This is a genomic window from Edaphosphingomonas laterariae (assembly GCF_900188165.1).
In the GTDB taxonomy this organism is placed as follows: domain Bacteria; phylum Pseudomonadota; class Alphaproteobacteria; order Sphingomonadales; family Sphingomonadaceae; genus Sphingomonas_E; species Sphingomonas_E laterariae.
The window spans coordinates 69279-84318 of record NZ_FZOS01000017.1 but is presented as its reverse complement, the minus strand read 5'-3'; the positions used below and the strand labels follow the sequence as shown (position 1 = coordinate 84318).

General features: G+C 67.3%; 7 protein-coding genes. 6 read left to right on the top strand and 1 reads right to left on the bottom strand.

The features are described from left to right. Nucleotides 1–14 precede the first annotated feature (14 nt). Complete coding sequence (locus CHB74_RS14495; protein WP_089220345.1) at nucleotides 15–1115, bottom strand: ribonuclease catalytic domain-containing protein; 1101 nt, start codon at nucleotides 1113–1115, stop codon at nucleotides 15–17. 148 nt (nucleotides 1116–1263) lie between these two features. On the opposite strand from CHB74_RS14495, the gene CHB74_RS14490 reads away from it, so the two are divergent. The 6 genes from CHB74_RS14490 (at nucleotide 1264) to CHB74_RS14465 (ending at nucleotide 15040) form a co-directional block, all read left to right on the top strand. Beyond that, nucleotides 1264–1872, top strand: a complete 609-nt coding sequence (locus CHB74_RS14490; protein ID WP_179220848.1) for a TetR/AcrR family transcriptional regulator — start codon at nucleotides 1264–1266, stop codon at nucleotides 1870–1872. Between the two features lie 185 nt (nucleotides 1873–2057). Continuing rightward, the gene (locus tag CHB74_RS14485; RefSeq protein ID WP_089220343.1) at nucleotides 2058–2927 is read left to right on the top strand and encodes an amidohydrolase family protein; all 870 of its coding nucleotides are present in this window, start codon (nucleotides 2058–2060) and stop codon (nucleotides 2925–2927) included. Nucleotides 2928–2937: 10 nt separating this feature from the next. Further along, a complete protein-coding gene (locus CHB74_RS14480; protein WP_089220342.1) occupies nucleotides 2938–4050 on the top strand; it encodes an aromatic ring-hydroxylating oxygenase subunit alpha in 1113 nt (370 codons plus the stop codon). A 303-nt stretch (nucleotides 4051–4353) separates the two neighbouring features. Continuing rightward, entirely contained in the window at nucleotides 4354–6030 is a 1677-nt protein-coding gene (locus CHB74_RS14475; protein ID WP_245842938.1) for a ShlB/FhaC/HecB family hemolysin secretion/activation protein, read from the top strand. Further along, on the top strand, nucleotides 6030–11981 hold the full coding sequence (locus CHB74_RS14470) for a beta strand repeat-containing protein (RefSeq protein WP_089220341.1): 5952 nt from the start codon (nucleotides 6030–6032) through the stop codon (nucleotides 11979–11981). Before CHB74_RS14475 ends, CHB74_RS14470 begins: the two co-directional genes overlap by 1 nt. Then, complete coding sequence (locus CHB74_RS14465; protein ID WP_089220340.1) at nucleotides 11978–15040, top strand: CHAT domain-containing protein; 3063 nt, start codon at nucleotides 11978–11980, stop codon at nucleotides 15038–15040. The genes CHB74_RS14470 and CHB74_RS14465 overlap by 4 nt, the downstream gene beginning before the upstream one ends.

Here is a 15040-nt window from a genome sequence, read left to right as displayed (position 1 = left end):
TTCGGGCTACGCCCTCACGCCACTCCCCCCGGCATGTAACACCGTGGCCTGGTTTTACGCCGCCGAATGGCCGACTTTTGCTCCGCCGTTGACAGCCGGCGCAGCGGCGCGGTGGCATGGGCATAAGTGGCGGCGACAGCGGCGTGCCAGGGCACGACGCCCGCTTCATAGGGGGCATAGGACGCACCCGCGCCCGCGCGCCGGATCGCCAGCATGAACGCGGCGTGCCGGGGATCGGCGGGATCGAGCGTCCGTTCGAACTGGGTGAGCGTCGCCATCGCCGGCCATGCGAGCCCCAGCGCGGCGGCCGTCTGGCGCAGCCGCGCGATGGCGCGGTCGTCGGGCGGCGGCATGACGCGGAACAGGCCGACCTGATGGGCCAGCAGCAGATCGGCGACGGCCAGATTGGTCGCCAGCGACAGCGCCGCGTTCTGATCCTCCGATTGAAGCCGGGGACGGAAATAGAGCTGGAAGCCGTCATCGTCCGCCAGTTCGACCTCCTGTTCCGGCGGATCGACGCGCGCCGCGCCACGCCGCGCTTCGGCGGCCTGCACGCGGCGCGCGAATTCGGTGAAGTCGGCGGGTAGGTCGTCCGGTCGCACATTGTCATAAGCGAGCTTGGCGCGGCTGCGGATCACCGCACGCTCGATGCCGTCGATCCGGGCCGTGCCATCGGGGCCCAAGCGGGTGGTGAAGATCACCGCTGGCCGGTCGCCGCCGGCGAGCAGGCTGGCCGCGCCCTCGCTCAGCACCGGTGGATAGAGGTTGGCCTTGCCGTCGGGGAGGTAGAGGGTTGCGCCACGGCGCCAGGCTTCCGTGTCGATCGGGCCGCCATCATCGACGAACCAGGCGACGTCGGCGATCGCATAATGCAGCAGCAGATCGGCGCCGCTGCGCGCGATGGTGAAGGCCTGATCGAGATCGGTCGACGTGGCGGGGTCGAGCGTCACGAAGGGCCGATCGGTGCGATCGACATGCGCGGTGGGCTTTCGTTGCGCGGCCGCGTCGGCGGCGGCCAGCACTTCGGGCGGGAAGCCCGTGGGCACGCCATGGCGTTCACGCAGCGCCGCCAGCCCGGCGGCGAGCGAGTTGCGGGGGTCGACGATCGTTTTCATCGCAGCCTTGGTACACCGCGTGGCCGATTGCCGGAAGGATGGGCGGCGTGGCGGCTATGGACGATCGCCGCTTTAGGCCATAAGCGGGCGCTGAGGGCGCGAACGGCAGGGCATATTGCCCCCTGCCCGCCATCGACAGGACGCCGATTTGCCGCCAGCCCAAGCCCTATCGCAGCGCGAACAGAATAAGCGAAGGATCCGTGGCAATATCCTGAAGGCGGCGCGCGCCAAGTTCGAACGCGCCGGCATCGCCGATACGACGATGGATGAAATCGCCGAGGCGGCGTCCGTCTCGCGCGCCACGCTCTACAATTATTTCCCCAGCCGGACGGAAATCGTCGCGGCGCTGGTGGAGCGGATGGACAATGATTTCGTCGCGCTCATCGGCCGCTATCGCGATGTGCCGGGCTCGACCGCCGATCGCATCCTTGGCGCCTTCACCGAAAGCGCGCGGATCCTGGAGGCGGACGCCGAAGTATCGCGCCTGCTTGTCGGCATTTCCTGGCAAAGCTGGGGCGGCGCGATCAGCGTCGGGCGGATGGCGCACCTCGCCAATGCCTTTGCCGGGCTGATGGCGGACGAATCGGGGATTCGCGATGATGTCCGCCGCGATGTCGACCCGCATCTGCTGGCCGAGATGCTGGTCAGCATCTATGTCGGCATCATCCACAAATGGTATATCGCGGATGATTATCCGCTCGAACGGAGCCTGGCCGCCGCCGGCCGGCTGATCGCGGAAACCGTTACCCGACGCTGAGGCGAGGCGAGGCGGGGCGGGGCGGGGCGGGGCGCTGGTGCGTTTCGACGAGGGGGCGTTTCGCCGCCCTCAAAAAAAGATAGACACATGTCTAAGAATCTGGGTAGGAAAGCATGGTTGATCATGTGCCGCCCGGACGAGGCGAGGCCGTGGGTCAACACGCGATCACGGAGAGGAACGAGCTGATGCCGATACCCAAGGACGTGCGTGTCATCGACACGATGCTGGGAATTCCGACGCGCGCCGACCGCGCCGACTGGTATTCCTGGTTCAAGCCGCTGCTGCGCGACGCCGAAAGCCGCCAGGCCTTCGAAATGCCCGCCCAGTACATGTTCAAGGGCGTGCCCAAGATCGACGAGTGCGACGATTATATCGCCTGGACGGTCGAGCAGATGGACCGCTTCAACATCGAAAAGGCGCTGGTCGGCTTTGGCGAGCAGCCGCACGAGATCGAAGCGAAGGAGCGTTTCCCCGATCGCTTCTTCTTCGACGCGCCGGTCGATCCGAACGGCGGGATGGATGAAGTCCGCCGCATCAAGCGCCTTCACCGCGATTACGGGATCAGCGCGATCAGCGTCTTCCCGTCGGGCACCTTCCCGCAGGTGCCGATCAACCACAAATATATGTTCCCGCTCTACGCCACGGCGGCCGAGCTCGACATTCCGGTGCTGCTCAATGTCGGCATCCCCGGCCCGCGTATCCCGATGGAGAACCAGAGGGTCGAGCATCTCGACGAAATCTGCTGGTTCTTCCCCGACCTGAAGATCGTCATGCGCCACGGTGCCGAACCGTGGGAGGCGCTGGCCGTCAAGCTGATGCTGAAATGGCCGAACCTCTATTATTCGACCAGCGCCTTCGCGCCGAAGCATTATCCGAAGGCGATCATCGACTATGCCAACACCCGTGGCGCGGATAAGATCATCTACGCCGGCTACTTCCCGATGGGGCTGAGCCTCGACCGTATTTTCAGCGAGCTCGAAAACGTCCCCTTCAAGGACGAGGTGTGGCCCAAATTCCTGCGCGACAACGCCCGTCGCGTGTTCAAGCTCGATTGAGGAGGTAAATATGGGACATAATCACGGAGCGACCGACGCGCGCACCGCGCCCGTCGCCGCCTTCGCCATCCTCGACCGGATGACGAAGGACGAACTGAAGGAATGGCGTCTGGCGCCCGTCGCCGACAATCCGAGCGCGGCCGAGCGCGGCGCGGAACGCCTGCCCTATCCCTATGGCTGGTTCGTCGCCTGCTATTCGGACGAGCTGCCCGCGGGCGAGGCCCGGCCGATGCGCTTCTTCGGCAAGGAACTGGCCGCATGGCGCGGCGAGGACGGCAAGGCCCGCGTGATCGACGCTTATTGCCGCCACCTTGGCGCGCATATGGGCCATGGCGGCAAGGTGCATGGCAACCAGCTGGAATGCCCGTTCCACGCCTGGCGCTATGACGAGACCGGCGTCGTCAACGAAATCCCCTATGGCAAGGTGATCCCGCCGCAGGCCAAGCGTCCGTGCGGCGGCTGGCCGACGGCGGAAGCCAATGGCTTCGTCTGGATCTGGTACCACCCCGAAGGCAAGGCGCCGATGTGGGAGGTCGAGACCTTCGCCGAAGTGGGCGACGCCGACTGGACGGCCTATGATCGCTACGAATGGCTGGTCCATTCGCCGCTGCAGTTCATGGCGGAGAACGCGGCCGACACCGCGCACTTCAAATATGTCCACGGCACGGCGACCTATCCGGATGCCACGCTGTCGTTCGACGGCCATCTGCGTAACGGCCTGGTGCTCGCCAAGATGGGCACGCCGCAGGGCGAGATCGACGGCAAGATCGCCAATGGCAATTTCGGCCCCGGCCAGGGCTGGACGCGGTTCAGCGGCATTTCGGAAACCTTGCTGATGTCGGGCGTGACCCCGGTCGACAAGGATCTGGTGCGCGTGCGCTTCGCCTTCACCCAGCCCAAGGCGCAGGCCGAAGGGCCGATGGCGGGTCTCGCCCGCGCGCTGATCCGCGACATCATCAAGCAGTTCGATCAGGACAAGGTGATCTGGGATCGCCAGCGTTTCGTCGAACGCGCGCTGATCTGCGACGGTGACGGCCCGATCGGCGATTTCCGGCGCTGGTATTACCAGTTCTACGCCGAATGGAAGGATGGCAAGCCGCCGGTGGCGGCCGAGGCCGCCTGAATACGGGCGCATTGCGCCTGACAGGAAAGAGGGGGTGGAGCGCGACTGGCGTTCCACCCCTTTTTTTATTCGCTTCACCTTATCCATCACTGATTCCAGTGAATCTTGACGCCCCATTTTCCGAATCTTTACCGCAATCGGGGAATGACAGGTCGCAGAGGCTGATCTAGTCTTTGTGTCAATCGCGCTCCATTCGCGCGGAACCAGGGGGCTGGGGTGACAATAGGATTTGGTGTCCGCGCGCTTTCGGGCGCGCTTGGGCTGTCGTCGATACTTTATTCTTTTCCGTTATTTGCGCAGGCCTTGCCGGTCCCATCCCAGATCAGGCCGCCGACACGCGAAGAGATCGAACGGCCCGTCGCGCCCCCCGCCACCACCGCGCCGCGCCTCAAGGTGGAAGGCGATATCGAACGCGCCGCCTGTCCGCTGGCCGATCCGGCTTATGCGAACATCAAGGTGACGATCACCGATGCGGTGTTCAACAATCTGAAGGGCGCCACGGCCGAGGAACTGCGCCCGGCCTATGCCGATTATCTCGGCAAGGAACAGCCCGTCGCGGCGATTTGCGAAATCCGCGATGCCGCCGCCACGCTGCTGCGCCGCAAGGGCTATCTCGCCGCCGTGCAGGTGCCGACGCAGAAGATCGAAAACGGCACGGTTCGCTTCGAGGTGCTCTATGCGCGGGTCACGGCGATCCGCGTGCGCGGCGATGCCGGCCGCACCGAAAATCTGATCGCCTCCTATCTCAACCGGCTGACGCGCGACGAAATCTTCGATCGCAACAATGCCGAACGCTATCTGCTGCTGGCGCGCGATCTGCCGGGGCATGACGTGCGTCTGGCGCTGCGCCCCGCCGGCACCGGCCCGGGCGAGCTGATCGGCGAGGTCACGGTGCTGACCACGCCGATCGAGGTCGATTTCAACGTCCAGAACTATGCCGCGCACGACACCGGGCGCTGGGGCGGGCAGGTGCGCGCCCAGTTAAACGGGCTGACCGGCATGGGCGATCGCACGATCATCTCGCTCTACAGCACCGCCCAGTTCGACGAGCAGCAGATCCTGCAGCTTGGCCATGATTTCCGGGTCGGCGGCGAAGGGCTCACCATCGGCGGCCGCTTCACTTATGCGTGGACCAACCCCGATCTCGGGGTGTCGACGGGTGCCGCCGATCTCGAGGCGCGGACGCTGTTCGCCAATGTCGAGGCGAGCTATCCCTTCATCCGCACGCAGGCGCTGAACCTGCGTGGCGCGGCGGGCTTCGATTTCGTCAACCAGAAGGTCGATTTCATCGGCCCGCTCAATCGCGACAAGCTGCGCGTGGCCTATCTGCGGCTCGATGCCGATGCGATGGACATGGCCTATCTGCGTGCGCCCGACTGGCGGCTGGCCGGATCGTTCGAGCTGCGCCGCGGCCTCGCCATCTTCGATGCGAGCGACGCCTGCAACGGCATCGTCTGCCCGGGCGGGCAGACCCCGCCAAGCCGGCTCGACGGCGATCCCACCTCGACGCTGGTCCGTTTCAGCGGCCTGCTCGAATATGCCTATTCGCCGATGTTCTCGGTCGCGGTGATGCCGCGTGCGCAATATGCCTTCGATCCGCTGTTCAGCTTCGAGGAATATTCCGCCGGCACCTACACGATCGGCCGGGGCTATGATCCCGGCGCGATCATCGGCGACAGCGGCGCCGGCTTCCAGGTCGAGGCGCGGACCGGGCGCTTTTCGCCCTTCACCGATGCCGACATCGCCTTCCAGCCCTTCGCCTTCGTTGATGCCGCCTGGGTGTGGAACAAGAACCTGCCCGGCGATCCGCAGAAGCTGACCTCGGTCGGCGGCGGCGTCCGCGCGAGCCTCGCCAACCGGCTGCGGCTCGACATGGCGCTCGCCGTGCCCACCCGCAACACGCGCTTCGCCGACCAGAAAGGCGACGTTCGCTTCCTCGTCTCGCTGACGACCCGTCTGTTCCCGTGGGGAGACCGTTGATGCCCGCATATCCGAATGCGAAGTCGCGGATGACGCCCGCGCACCTGATGTTGACGTCGGCCGCGGCGCTCGCGGCCGGGCTGGCGCTGGGCGGCACGCCCGCTTTCGCGCAGGCGTTCCAGGGCACGCCGACCGTGCAGTCCGGCAACGTCACGATCGATCGCAACGCGCCCGGCCTCGATATCATCACGGTCGGATCGCAGCAGTCCGTCGTCAACTGGACGCCCACCGACACGGCTGTCGGCGGCGGTGCGATCAGCTTCCTGCCGGCGGGCACGACCGTTCAGTTCCAGAATAATTCGGCGGTCACCGATTATACGATCCTCAACCGCATCCTCCCCACCGATCCCACCCGCGCGGTGCAGTTCGACGGTCAGGTGACGAGCCAGCTGACCGACGCCCTCGGCGCGACGGCGCAGGGCGGCAGCGTCTGGTTCTACAGCCCCGGCGGCATCATCGCGGGGGCCGGCGCCGTGTTCGACGTCGGCAGCCTGCTGCTCACCACCAGCGATCCGGTGGTCGACGGATCGGGCAATTTCATCACGGGCGGTGCCTTCAGCCTCGCCCAGGCGGCGGCCGGCAGCGGCATCGATATTCGCGCGGGCGCGCAGATCAACGCCACGCCCGAAGGCAGCTATGTGGCGGTGGTGGCGCCCACGATCACCCAGTCGGGCGCTGTCACGGTCAACGGCTCGGCCGCCTATGTCGCGGCCGAAGCGGCGCAGATCACCATCCTCAACGGCCTGTTCGACATCAACGTCACCGTCGGATCGACCGCTGATGGCACGCCGCTGGAGCATGTTGGCTCCACGACCGGCCCGGCGAGCACGGGATCGGGCGACAACCACCGCATCTACATGGTGTCGATCCCCAAGAACGACGCCGTGACGATGATGATCGGCGGCGATCTTGGCTTCGATGTCGCCGGCGCGGCCGATGTTGTGAACAATGTCGTCGTGCTTTCGGCGGGCCGCAATGTTGCGGATACCAGCTTCGTCGGCGCCGCCGCGCCGTTCGATGCGAGCATTCACGTCTCCGGCGCCAATGTCACATCGGCGATGACGGGCAGGGCAACGACCGATCTGTTCGTCGCGTCGACGACGGCCTCCAGCCAGTTCGCGTCCGACGTGACCATCCAGGGCGGCGCGCGCGCGCATATCGGCTCGCGGGTCAGCGGCGACACGATGACGATCGGCGGCAACGCGACGGTGATCGCGGACAATTTCGGCGACAGTTCTACGCCCGTTGACGTCACAGGCGGCGAGGCGCTGATCTATACCGAGACGGGCGCGACGCTGAGCATTTTGGGCAACGCTACCATTACGTCCAATGCCGCCGGCGGCGGCAATCCGACCGGCACGGGTTCGACGGGCAGCGGCACGGGTGGCAAGGCGCAGTTGAGTTCCAACGGCGGCGCGATCAGCGTCGGTGGGGATCTGATGCTGTCGGCCGACGGTAGCGCAGGCAGCCTCGATTCCGCTGGCGTGGACGGTGGCAACGGCACGGGCGGAGAGGTGTTCGTCACGTCGGACCAGGCCGGATCGCTCGACGTCGCCGGCTCGGTATCGATGTCGGCTGCAGGCTATGGCGGCGCCAACCGCGGCGGTGGTGACGGCATTTCGGGCACCGGTACGGGTGGCCTTGCCAACCTCACGGCGGTCACCGGCACGATCGACATTCAGGGTGACGTCAACTCATCCGTGCTGGGCAGTGGCGGCTTTGTCCTCGAAGGGACGACCGGGGGCGCTGGCCAGGGTGGTGAAACCAATGTCGGCGCGGGTACGGGCTCGCTCACGATCGGCGGCGACGTTTCGGTTTCGGCGGACGGATCGGGCGGTTCGGCCAGCAGCTTCGGCAATGGCGGTTCGGGCACGGGCGGCTTGGCGCGGATCAACATCTATCAGCCGGGCGGCTCTGTCTCGATCAACGGGCCGGTTTCGGTGACCGCAGACGGCAGTGGTGCCGATAGCTTCAGTGGTAGCGGCGGCACGGGCGTGGGCGGCACGGCCGAAATCGTCGCGATCGGTGGGACGATGACGCTGTTGAGCGACATCTATGTCGATACCGACGGGTTTGGCGGCAGCGGCGTGACAGCGGGCAACGGCACAGCCGGCCGCAGCACGATCCTGGCGCGCGAAGGTGCGATCGTCGGCGGCACGACGGGCACCGAGGTGATCGAGGTTGAGGCCGAAGGCTTCGGAGGCGATGGCTTTGGCGGTGGTGCGGGCGGCATCGGCACCGGTGGCATTGCCGAGGTCGTGGCGGTCAATGGCGCGTCTGCCAGCACGGTGACGCTCAACATCGTCGATCTGGAGGCCGGCGGCACTGGTGGCACTGGCGCCATCGGCCAATCGCCCGGCAGCGCCGGCGGGGCTGGCGGGGCTGGCATAGGCGGCTCGGCCAGCGTGCTGGGCGCCGCCGGTAACGGTACGCTAAATGTGATGCAGGCCATCGCCGATGCGACAGGTCTGGGTGGCGCTGGCGGCACCGGCGGGGACGACAGTTCGGGCACGGGTGGTGCCGGCGGCGCTGGCGGCACCGGCACCGGCGGCAATATCAACATCGGCACATCCAGCGGCACGGCCACCCCGGTCACCGCCGGATCGGCCAGTTTCGGTTCGATCATCGCCGTGGCGAACAGCCAGGGCGGCGCGGGCGGCGCCGGCGGAGACGGCCTGACGGTCGGGGCGGGCGGACGCGGCGGCGATGCGCTGGTCGATCCCGCCTTGACGGGCGCCGTACTGCTGGTGCGTGGTTCGCCGGTTACAGTGACCGATGTCGCGCTGACGGCGAACGGGATCGGTGGCGACGGCGGCAATGGCGGCACGATCGGTGCGGGCGGCGATGCCGAGGGCGGCAATGTCGCCATCGTCGTTACCGAACGTTTCCAGGGCACGGAGCCGGGCACGCTGATGGCTGGTTCGGTGACCGGCATCAGCCTCGCCACCGGCGGGGCGGGCAGCACCACGGGGCAGGCGCGGTTTGGCGTGGCCAATGTCGAGATTCGATCGAGCACGGCCACGATCGACTCACTGGGGATGACGGTCGGCGGCGACGTTGCCGGGCCGATGGCGGCCCTGCCCAGCAGCCTCACTGCCACCAATGGTACGCTGACGGTCAACACCGATCTTTCGCTGGCGACCCCCGGCGATCTCGCCGTCGTCACCGACAATGGCACGATCCAGGCCGATACGGTGACGGTCTCCGCCGGTGGCGCGATCGTCGATCGGGTGGATCCGGCGGGTGCCGCGCCGGTGGCGCCGGGGCAGGTGCGGGCCAATCTGGTTTCGCTGACGGCCGGCGGTGCCATCGACACGGCGGCCGGCTTCGCCAGCACCGGCAGCCTGAGCTTTTTCTCGACCGATGGGGTTCGGTTGGGCGATCTGGCCAGCGACGGGGCGGTCTTCGTCACCGCCACCGGTGATATCATGGTCGGCAATGTCGACAGCGGCGACGTTGTCGAGCTTTTGTCGGATGCGGGCGCGGTCAGCGCGGGCAACATCACCGCGCTCAGCGATGTCGAACTCACGTCGGCGGCGGCATCCGTCACGGCGCGCAACATCGTTTCCGGGGATTCGGTCACCACCGTCGCCGGCACCAGCGTCACGCTGGGCGATCTCAGCGCCGGCCTCGTCAACCCGTCCACCGATCCGCTGGCGCGCTATCGCGTCGGCATCGATGCCGGCACCGCGCTCAGCGTCGGCGCGATCGATGCGGTGAGCGATATCGGCCTCGTCGCGCGGGCCGGTACGCTGGATGCCGGCGTCGTCACCACCGATGGCAGCCTGCTGCTGCTCGGCACGCAGGGCGTTTCGTTCGCGGGTGCCTCCACCGGCACGGCATCGAACGATGCGGTCTATATCGCGGACGCCAGCATGGCCGATCTGTTCGGCCCCGATTTCGATCCGGCCCCGATATTCGCGCAGCAGCCGGTGCGTCTGGCCGGCCCGATCACCATCACCGGCGATGTCGATACTGGCAAATTCGCGGCGGCGACCACGGGCGCATTTTCGGCGCAGGGCCTGTCGGTAACGGGGCTCGCCTTCGTCGATGCCGGGCAGACCGTCGATATCGGCCCGTTGGTCGTTCCCGGCGATCTCGATCTTGTCGGTGAGGCGGGCATCGCCACCGGCGACATTCAGGTTGGCGGCGATGTCACGCTGATTTCCACGGCCGGCGGCGTATCGTTCGGCGATGTCACCACGCCCGGCTATTTCGATGTCGAGGCCGTGGGCACGGTATCGGGCGGGTCCGTCACCGCGTTTGAAGTGGGTGTCACCACCGATGGCGATATCGCGCTCGGCGATCTCACCAGCAGCATCACCGGCGCCGACAGCCCCGATACGCCGTTCGGCGTCGGGCTGATCGCGGGTGGTGGCATCACCGCCGGCGACATATCGTCGCAGACCTCGGTCGGCCTCGCCGCGCGGGGCGGCAGCATCGCTGTCGGCACGGTCACCGCGCCCGAAGGCCTGTTGCTGGCGCTCGCCGCCACTGGCGCATCGTTCGGGGGCATCAGCACGGCGAACGAAGGCACCGTCTATATCGCCGACGCCAGCATGTTCGACCTGCTGGTCGCACCCGGCTTCGATCCCACGCCCGTGCTCGATGCCGCGCCGGTGCGGATGGCAGGGGCCATCGCGATCGGTGGGCCGGTTTCGACCGGACATCTTGTCGCGGCCGGGCAGAGCTTTGTCGCGCAGGCTGGGGTTGACGCGCTGAGCGACGTCATGGTCGATGTTTCGGGACTGGCGAACTTCGCCGGGCCCGTTACGGCACCACTGATCGATGTCACCTCCGGCGATATCGCGATCGGCGCAGGCGGCGGACTGGGCGGCATCGGCACGACCAGCCTGAGGCTCAGCTCGGTCAATTCGGCGGGCGCCACGATCGGCGGCAGCGGCACGGTTTCGGGCTATCTGCTCGACGCCGGCGAAGCGCAGCGGCTGCGGGCGGACAATATCCTGTTCAACGGTGTGGCGGCAGCCAACCCGGCAACGCCCGCGATCACGATCCGCGACCTCACCTTCACCGGCGCCGATGGCGGTAGTGCCGCGCAGCTCCTGTCCGCGACAGGCGGCCTTGGCATCGCCACATCGGGCGTGATCCGCGTCACCGGCAATGCCCGCTTCGTCAACATGGGCGCGAACAACAGCCTGCGCCTTCAGGGGCAGCGCGTCGAAGTCGTCACCGACACCGGCAGCATCGGGCTGTTCGGCAGCGGAACCACGCTGTCGGGCCTGCTCGATATCAGCGGCGCGAACATTCATGTCGCGTCGGCCGATCTGATTTCGCAGCTTGCCGCCAATCCCCGCTTCCAGGGCCGCGACCAGCAGCTTCTGCGGCCGAGCGCCGCCGAGCGGCCGGAGGGCTATCTGCAAGCGGGGCAGATGCGGCTGACGTTCAGCGACACCCTGCTCATCCAGAATAGCGGCAATTTCGTTGATTTCGGCGGGTTCAGCACCGGCAATCTGCTGGTGACGGCGGTGCCGGCCTCATCGGGATCGGGCAGCGCGGACATGGTGATCTTTGGCCGGGTGCAGCAGCCCAACGGCTTCCTGGCCGACTTCACGGTGCGCGACGCGATCACGATCGAAGGCAGCACCAATTTTTCCGCCACGTCGGCGGTCAACACCTGCCAGCTCGCCGCGTCGGTTTGCGAAGCACCCAATATCGTGCCCGACGACAATCCCGTCGTCGCCTCGATCGCGACCGACGTGATCGCGGTGGCGGATCAGGATCCCGTGCCCGAATCGATCGTCCCCGAGGAACTGGAGGAAGCGGCCGAGAAGGTCGCCAGCCGCAGCCCGATCGCCCGGCCGGTGATGCTGGTCGATACCCGGCCGATGGATGCCGATCCGACGATCGAGGAACCCGTGAGCAGCGGCGGCAACCCCAGCCTGATCGGCGCCGCGCAAACCAGCACCCCCAATTCCGGAGGCGGCGAATGAGCCGTTCGTTTGTGAAATCCCTGGCCCTCACCGCTGCCACCGTCGCGCTGGCCGCGCCCGCGCTGGCGTTCGATCGGCCGCTTTCCGTGGAAGACAGCTTCCGCATCGGCTCCACGGGCGTGCTCTGCACCGCGCAGAATGCACCGGCCGACGCCAATTTGCAGACGATGTTCGATCGCGGATACCGCATCGTCTGCCGTGACGCCGCCAGCGCCGTCGGTGCGCTCTATGCCCTGCGCGCCGATGGCGGCGATCCGCTCGCGCGGCTGGCCGCCAGGCGCGCCGCGACGGTGGAATGCGCGCCCGCGACCGACGCGACGATCGATGGGATCGGCGCGGTTGCGGTCAGCGCGTGCAAGGACAAGGCGGCCGGCGTCGATCGCCGGCTCTACGCCGTCACGCGCGGCAAGACGACCTATGTCGCCGAAGGGCTGGGCGGGTATGATTCGGCGCTTCGCCTCGGCCTCGCCGCGATCGTCACCGACCGGCCGGTTGCCGGCGAAGTGCAGGTGGCGACCACCTCGGCCGGCGATCCCGCCGCCTTCGCGCGCGTGCAGGCGGGCACGCTCGATCCCGATAGCGCGCTCGCCGAAGCCTATGTCCGCAACAATAGCGGCAGCTATGCCGAATCGTCCGAATTCTTCGAAACGCTCGCCCAGCGCCAGGGTGCGGCGGCGGCGCGCAACGGGGAGTATCTGGTCAATCAGGCGCTCCAGCAGTCGAACCTCGGCAATTTCGCCGCGGCCGACGCGCTGTTCACGCAGGCCGAGCGCGCGATCGGCGCGCGCGACGGTGTCACCCAGCGGATGCTGCGCAACTTCCGCGCCATCCACCTGCTCAACCAGAAGAAGCCGGAAGCCGCGCTGGTCGAACTCGACCGCAAGGTCGTCGCGATGGCGCGTGGCAGCGAAGACAATGCGATCGCCGATGGCGTCATCAGCCCCAATCTCGCCGATCAGATCAATCGCGAGAATGTCGCGCTGGAACGGCTGGGCGGTATCGACAGCCGCCTGAGCCCGTTCGAGCGAGCCGAACTGCTCGACGGTCAGGCCCTGCAACTGCGCGGCGTGGCGCTGCGCGTCGAAGGCCGCAATGCCGAGGCGCGCAAGGCGCTCGACGATTCGGTGCGGGCGATTGCCTCGGTCCGCAACGGTCGCGTCACCTCGACGGCGTGGCTCCGTTCGGAAACCCAGCAGGAACTGGCGCTGATCGCCGAGGCCGAGGGCAATTACGGCGCGGCCGAATCCTATCTTACGGAAGCGGTGCGGATCTTCGAGGTCGAACATCCGCAATCGCCCGCGCTGCTGGCGGCCAAGGCGCGGCTTGCCGCGTTCCTCGGCCGGCGTGGGCAGACCGACCGCGCGCTCGCCCTTTATGGCGAGGTGGTGACGGAAAGCGCATCCATGCCGGGATCGGCGGCGACGATGCGCGATCTGTTGCAGCCCTATTTCGCGCTGCTGATCGATCGTGCGGCCAGCGATCCCCAGGCGGCGGCGCAGATGTTCGACGCCAGCCAGATCCTCCAGCGCCCCGGCGTCGCGCAGACGCAAGCCGTGCTTGCCCGCGAGCTTTCCGAAGGCAATGACGAGGCGTCGGCGCTGTTCCGCCTGTCGGTGACCCGCACGCGGGAAATCGCGCGGACGCGGACCGAAATCGCCCGTCTCGCCGCCAAGCCCGATGCCACGGCGGACGATCAGCAGGCGCTGGCCGATGCGCGCGATGCGCTGGCCGGGCTGGAACGCGAACAGACGGCGCTTCAATCGAAGCTCAGCGAATATCCCCGTTATCGCGTGCTCCAGCCGCAGGCGCTGCCGCTGGCCGAACTGCAGACGCTGCTCCGGCCGGGGGAAGCCTATTACAAGCTCAACCTCGTCGGGCAGGACGCTTATGCCCTCTATGCCACCGCTACTACGGTCCGCGCCTTTCGGGTGCCGGCCACCACGGCGGCGCTGGAGGCCGATGTCGCCAGGCTGCGCGACAGCATCGTCCGGCTGGAGGATGGCGCGCCCGTCACCTATCCGTTCGATGCGGCGCTGGCGCGCAAGCTGTTCGTGACGCTCTTCGGCCCGGTGGAAGGCGATCTCGCGGCGGCGAAGCATCTGATCTTCGAACCCGACGGCCCCATGCTGCAACTGCCGCCCAATCTGCTCATCGCCGAACAGGCGGGGGTCGATGCCTATAAGAAGCGCATCGCCCGGCCCAATGCCGACGAGTTCGATTTCCGGGGCATCGCCTGGCTTGGCCGCAATCGCGACGTGTCGATCGCGGTGTCGCCCCGCTCCTTTGCCGATGTCCGCGCGATCGCGCCGTCGGCGGGCAGCAAGGGCTATCTCGGCCTGGGCGAAAATGCCCGCCCGTCGCTCAGCCCCACGGCGGTTGCCGAATGGAAGCAGACCGAAAGCGGCGATTGCGGCTGGCCGCTGGCGACCTGGGAGAACCCGATCTCGCCGGCGGAACTGACGCTCGCGGGCGGCATCGTCGGCCAGTCGCGCTCTACCGTGCTTACCGGCGCGGCCTTTTCGGATACCGCGCTCGTCGGCCGGCAGGATCTGTCCGATTACCGGATCGTCCATTTCGCCACCCATGGCCTCGTCACCGCGCCGCGGCCGGAATGCCCGGCACGCCCGGCGCTCCTCACCTCCTTCGGCAGTGGTGGGTCGGATGGCCTGCTCAGCTTCAAGGAGATTTACGATCTCCGGCTTGATGCCGACGTGGTGATCCTGTCGGCCTGCGACACGGCGGGCATGGCGACCGTCGCGGCCACGCGCGAGGCGGGTATCACCACGGGCGGCAATTTCGCGCTCGACGGGCTGGTGCGCGCCTTCGTCGGGGCTGGCGCGCGTTCGGTGGTGGCCAGCCACTGGCCCGTGCCGGACGATTATGATGCGACCAAGCGGCTGATATCCGGCATGTTCCGCGCAGATGCCGGCAGTTCGATGGCCAGCGCGCTGCGCGCCGCGCAGCAGGGGTTGATGGACGATGTGAACACGTCGCACCCTTATTATTGGTCGGCTTTCACCATCGTCGGCGATGGCAGCCGCCCGCTCCTCAAACCCTGA

What these genes read in the sequence shown, in the direction of transcription:
- CHB74_RS14485 (WP_089220343.1), top strand. Translation starts at nt 2,058, where the DNA reads ATGCCGATACCCAAGGACGTGCGTGTCATCGACACGATGCTGGGAATT.
- CHB74_RS14465 (WP_089220340.1), top strand. Translation starts at nt 11,978, where the DNA reads ATGAGCCGTTCGTTTGTGAAATCCCTGGCCCTCACCGCTGCCACCGTC.
- CHB74_RS14470 (WP_089220341.1), top strand. Translation starts at nt 6,030, where the DNA reads ATGCCCGCATATCCGAATGCGAAGTCGCGGATGACGCCCGCGCACCTG.
- CHB74_RS14495 (WP_089220345.1), bottom strand. Translation starts at nt 1,115, where the DNA reads ATGAAAACGATCGTCGACCCCCGCAACTCGCTCGCCGCCGGGCTGGCG.
- CHB74_RS14480 (WP_089220342.1), top strand. Translation starts at nt 2,938, where the DNA reads ATGGGACATAATCACGGAGCGACCGACGCGCGCACCGCGCCCGTCGCC.